Annotated in this window: 4 protein-coding genes; 3 read left to right on the top strand and 1 reads right to left on the bottom strand. The window is 76.3% G+C overall.

Annotation, left to right across the window (positions count from 1 at the left end; genetic code table 11):
* The coding region (locus NH602_RS27835; protein WP_256495997.1) for a serine hydrolase at nt 1-914 on the top strand (914 nt) is incomplete at its 5' end.
* A 6-nt stretch (nt 915-920) separates the two neighbouring features.
* Here NH602_RS27835 and NH602_RS27830 read toward each other — a convergent pair.
* Nucleotides 921-2,150, bottom strand: a complete 1,230-nt coding sequence (locus tag NH602_RS27830; RefSeq protein ID WP_253069345.1) for an amidohydrolase — start codon at nt 2,148-2,150, stop codon at nt 921-923.
* Between the two features lie 177 nt (nt 2,151-2,327).
* On the opposite strand from NH602_RS27830, the gene NH602_RS27825 reads away from it, so the two are divergent.
* Complete coding sequence (locus NH602_RS27825) at nt 2,328-3,521, top strand: hypothetical protein (RefSeq protein ID WP_253069344.1); 1,194 nt, start codon at nt 2,328-2,330, stop codon at nt 3,519-3,521.
* A gap of 49 nt (nt 3,522-3,570) precedes the next feature.
* Nucleotides 3,571-5,184, top strand: a 1,614-nt coding sequence (locus NH602_RS27820) for an oligosaccharide flippase family protein (RefSeq protein WP_253069343.1), incomplete at its 3' end; no start/stop codon positions are given.

The following is a 5,184-nucleotide window of genomic DNA, read 5'->3' as shown; positions in this document are numbered from 1 at the left end:
CTGCGGGAGGGCGCGTGACCCCGGCCGCCGAGGTCCGCGCGGTGTTCCGCGACGCCGGGGTGCGCGGCTGGCTGCACGCCCGCCCGGTCACCGGCGACGGGACGCGCCCGACGGCGCGCGAGGTCGGCGTCGGCGCGCACGTGCCGGTCGTGATGGCCTCGGTCTACAAGGTGTTCGTGCTGGTCGCGTACTGCCGGGCGGTCGACGCCGGCACGATCGACCCGCGGGAGCCCGTCGTCGTCCCGGTGCGGCGCACGCCCGGGATCACCGGGATCTCTGCGCTGGCCGACCCGGTGACGATGAGCTGGCAGGACCTGGTCACCTCGATGGTGACGGCCTCGGACAACGCCGCGGCCGACGTCGTCCACACCCGGGTGGGGCGCGACCGCGTGTCCGCGCTGCCCGCCGAGCTGGGGCTGGGCGGCACCCGGATCCGGGGCGGCACCGACGACGTGTTCGCCGACCTGCTCGCCGACACCGGCACCGACGACGTCGCCGCGGCCTTCGGGGTGCTCGCCGACAACGACGTCCCCGTCGAGACCCGGGCGCTCAGCCCGGTCTACGGCTCCTCCACCACGGCCGCGGACACCACCGCGCTGCTGGGGATGCTCTGGCGCGGCGAGCTCGCCTCGGACGGGTCCACCGCCTTCGCCCGCCGGGTGCTGGGCGCCCAGATCTGGCCGCACCGGCTGCGCGCCGGGTTCCCCGCGGCCGCGCGGGTGGCGGGCAAGACCGGGACGGTCGGCGCGGTCCGCAACGACGTCGGCGTGGTGACCTACCCGGGGGAGCACCCGGTCGCCGTCGCCGTCTACACCCACGCCGCGCGCAGCGATGCCGCCGTCCCGCGGGCGGACGCGGCGATCGGGGCCGCCGCGCGGGTCGCGGTGCACGCGCTGCGCGCCCCCGCCCTCTGACCCCGGTCAGCCGACCGGCAGCCACTCCCGCGCCGCCGCGACCAGCGCCGCGACGCCGACCGACAGCGTCGGCTCGACCACCGGCGCGTAGCGGGGGGAGTGGTTCGACGGCAGCGACGCGGTCCGCTCCCGGATCTCCGCGACGGTGCCCGCGCCCTCGAACGCGGCCGGGTCGGCGCCGCCGAGCAGCCAATACACGCACGGCACCCCGGCGGCGACGGCGAACCGGCCCACGTCCTCGCTGCCGGTGACCGGCCCCGGGTCGACGACCGGGAGCGGGGTGACCGCGGCCAGTGCGGCCCGGGTGCGCTCGGCGGCGTCGGCGTCGTTGACGACCGGCGGGAAGGACTCCAGCAGCCGGATCTCGGGGTCGATCGGCGCCCCCGAGGCCGCGGCCTCGCCACGCACGGTGCGCTCGATCCCGGCGAGCACCCGGTCCCGGACGCCGGGGGTGTAGGACCGCACGGTCAGGCCCAGCTCGGCGGAGTCGGGGATGACGTTCTCCTTCGTGCCCGCCCGCAGCATGCCGACGCTGAGCACAGCGGTCTCGGTCGCGGCCACCTCCCGCGGCACGACGGTGTGCAGGCGCAGCACCGTCGCGGCGGCGAGCAGCACCGGGTCGACCGTCGTCTCCGGGCGCGAGCCGTGCCCGCCCGAGCCGTGCAGGGTCACCCGCACGGTGTCGCTGCCCGCGAATGCCGGGCCGGCGGCGAGGGCCAGCAGCCCCGCGGGCAGCGGCGCGACGTGCTGGCCCAGCACGACGTCCGGGGTACCGAAGCGGGTGAACAGACCGTCGTCGAGCATCGCGTCGGCGCCGGCGCCGAACTCCTCGGCGGGCTGGAACACCACCAGCAGCGTGCCCCGCCAGCTGTCGCGGGCGGCGGCCAGCTCGGCGGCGGCGCCCACCAGACAGGTGACGTGCATGTCGTGCCCGCAGGCGTGGGCGACGGCCGTCTCCTCCCCGTCGCGGCCGATGGCGACGACGGTGCTGGCGTAGTCCAGGCCGGTGTCCTCGGCGACCGGCAGCGCGTCCATGTCGGCCCGCAGCAGCGCGGTGGGGCCGTCGCCGTTGCGGAGGACCCCGACCACACCGGTGCGTCCGACCCCCTCGGCGACGTCGTAGCCGGCGTCGCGCAACCAGGCCGCGGCGATGCCCGCGGTACGGGTCTCGGCGAAGGACAGCTCGGGGTGACGGTGCAGGTCGCGGTACAGGTCGGCGAGTTCGGCGCTGCTCACACGAGTGAACCTAGGCGGCAGGTGCGGAGGCGGCTGGGCCGGACGAGGTCCCTCCGACGCCGTCACACGGACCGGTGAACCCGCCATCCAGGGGACAACCGCAGGACCGGTCGAGTTAACCCCTAGTTCAAGGGGGCCTTATCATTCGCCCATGGCGCAACCTTTCGGGACGAGCCGGTGACCCTCGAGGAGACACGGCGCGGCGCACCTGCCGCGGCCGATCGCTGGCGCGGTCTGGCCGTGTTCGTCGTGCGGTCGGCGGCGGCGCCCCTGCTCGACGAGGCCGTCGCCGGTGTCGCACGCGGGCTGGAGATCCTCGAGGTCGTCGTCCTGGACGACGCCCAGGTCGCCCGGGTCCGCGGCACCCTGCCTGCGCCGGCGTCGCGCCCGGTCCCGTCCGGTGCGCCGTACGCCCTGATCGTCGCCTGCGACGTGGTCGCCCCGGTCGGGACGTCGGGCGTGCGGGCGGTCGCCGACCGGGTCGCCGCCGTCCTGGACTACACCGACAAGCGGGTCCTGCGCCGCGTCCCGCCGCGGGAGCACTACCTGCCGGTGCAGGCGTCGTCGTCGCCGGAGCACGCCCTCGCCCTGCTCGACGCGCTCGGCGATCCGGGGATCCTGCACCGCATCGCCGGACCGGTCGAGGACCTCGGCCGCCGGTGTGCGATGCCCTTCCCGATCGTGCGGATGCTCGGCGGCACCTCGCCCGGGTTCCGCGCCCGCGTCGCGCTGGTCCACCACCCGGTGCACGGGCCGTCGGTGTGCAAGGTGTTCCGGCCCGGGGCGCACGAGGCCTACGACCGCGAGCTGCGGGCCCGTCTCGAGCTCGGCGACCTGCCCGAGGTCCCGGAGCTGCTCGAGCACGGACCGAACTGGCTGCTCACCCCGTTCTACGGCGACACCGGACGGCACATCGTGCGCCGGCTGCCCGGCGAGCTCGCCCAGCTGCGCCCGGAGGTCGTGCGGACGCTGCTGCGGTTCTGCCGCGACCTGCACGAGCGCGGCCGCTTCGTGCTCGACCTGTCCCCGCACAACCTGGTGTGGGACGAGCGGGCGGGACTGAAGGTCCTCGACCTGGAGTTCGTCCTCGAGTACCCGGGCGAGCCGCCGGCGTGGTCGGACTGCTGGAGTCTGCGTGGCGTGCCGCCGGCCTACCGGGCGTCGGTCGAGGGGCTGCCCGACCTGGTACTGACCCGTGGCGTCGGCAACTCGGTGTTCCACCCGGCGATCTCCGGGATGCGCCGCGCCCGGCTGCTCGCCGAGCCGCGCCGGGGCGAGGCCGCGCACAGCGGGGCCACCCAACTCGCCTGGTTCAGCGCCCTCGGTACCGTCGGGCGGTTGCATCCCGCACTCCGCGGGAAGCGGCGCTGACGGCGCGCCCCCCGGCGCGCCGACCCGCCCCGACGACCGGAGGACCCGCGTGACCGGACCCGGTGGCGACCTGCCCGACGACCCGACCCGGCCGCTGCGGCCCGTGCCCCCGGAGCCCGCACCGGCCCCCGGCCCGCCGGGTGGGGCGGGTCCGTCGGCATCGTCCGGGTCGTCGCTGACCGCGCGGACCGCGCGCGGGTTCGCGTGGGCGTTCACCGGCACCGTCGGACAGGCGGTGCTGCAGATCGGCGCCACCGTCGCGCTGGCCCGGCTGCTCACCCCGGAGGAGTTCGGTGCGGCCGCGGCCGCGTTGCTGATCGTCGGGCTGACCCAGCTGGTCACCCAGCTCGGCGTCGCCGCCTCCCTGGTGCACCGCGAGGACCTCGACGACCGCGACGTGACGGCGGCGTTCTGGTTCTCGGTGCTGGTCGCGGCGGTGTTCGCCGCGGTACTGGCCCTCGGCTCGCCGGTGATCAGCCCGCTCGTCGGGCTCCCGGCCGACTCCGCGCTGCTGCCGCTGCTGTCGATCGCGCTGCTATTCGCGGGGGCCTCGGCGACCCCGCTCGGCCTGCTCCAGCGCGACCTGCGGTTCCGTTCGATGGCGACGGTCGACCTGCTCGCGGCGGGCCCGGCGCTGATCGGGGTCAGCGTCGTCCTGGCCGCGGCCGGGTTCGGCGCCTCCGCGCTCGCGTTCGGCGAGATCGCCGCCGCCGTCGCCAAGTGCGCGGGCTACCTCGCGCTGACCCGGCCGCGGTTCCGCCCCGAGGGGCCCACCGCGAGCTGGGGCCGGCTGCGGCCGCTGCTCGGCTACGGCGCCGGGTTCTCCATCGCCCAGCTCGGCAACTGGTTCGCGCTCAACGCCGACAAGCTCGTCGTCGCCAACGCGCTGGGCACCGGTCCGCTCGGTGTCTACGGCCGCGCCTACAACCTGCTCTCCGAACCCGCGAACATCATCGGCGGTGCCGCCGACAAGGCACTGTTCCCGGCGATGGCCCGGGTCCGCGACGACGGTCCCCGCCTGCGCGCCGCCTACGTGCGCAGCGCGAGCCTGGTCGCGCTGGTCACCGCCCCGGCCGCGGTGCTGCTCTGCGTGCTCGCCCCCGAGGTCGTCCGGGTGCTGCTCGGGGCGCAGTGGGACGCCGTCGTGCCGCTGGTGCAGCTGTTCGCGCTGGTCCTGCTGCCGCGCACCTCGTACAAGATCAGCACCTCGCTGACCCGGGCCACCGGCGCCGTCTACCGGGCGGCCTGGCGGCAGTGGCTCTACGCCGGCTACGTCGTCGTGCTCACCGTGACCGGCGGGCTGCTGTGGGGCCTGGTCGGCGTCGCGGCCGGGGCGTCGCTGGCGATCGTCGTCCACTTCCTGGTGATGCTGCAGTTCTCCGCACGCGTCTCGCCCGGCCTGATGGGTGCGGTGCTGCGGATGTACGTCAAGCACGTCCCGGCGCTGGTGCTGACCGTGGCCGCGACCTGGGGCGTGGCGGTGCTGGTCCGCCCGCTCGGGATCGACCTGGTGACCCTGGCCGCCGCGGCCCTGGCCGGCGGGATCGCGTCGGTCGGCACGCTGGTCGTGCTGCGCGGCCGCTTCGCCGCCGAGCTGTCCGTGGTGCGGAGCCTGCGCGGGGGCGGCGCGCCGCGCGGGCCGAGGCCGGACCGGCCGGCCCCG

The organism is Pseudonocardia sp. McavD-2-B (genome assembly GCF_024124365.1).
Classification (GTDB): domain Bacteria; phylum Actinomycetota; class Actinomycetes; order Mycobacteriales; family Pseudonocardiaceae; genus Pseudonocardia; species Pseudonocardia alni.
The sequence above is the reverse complement of the archived record's forward strand: the minus strand, read 5'-3'. Positions and strand labels throughout refer to the sequence as shown.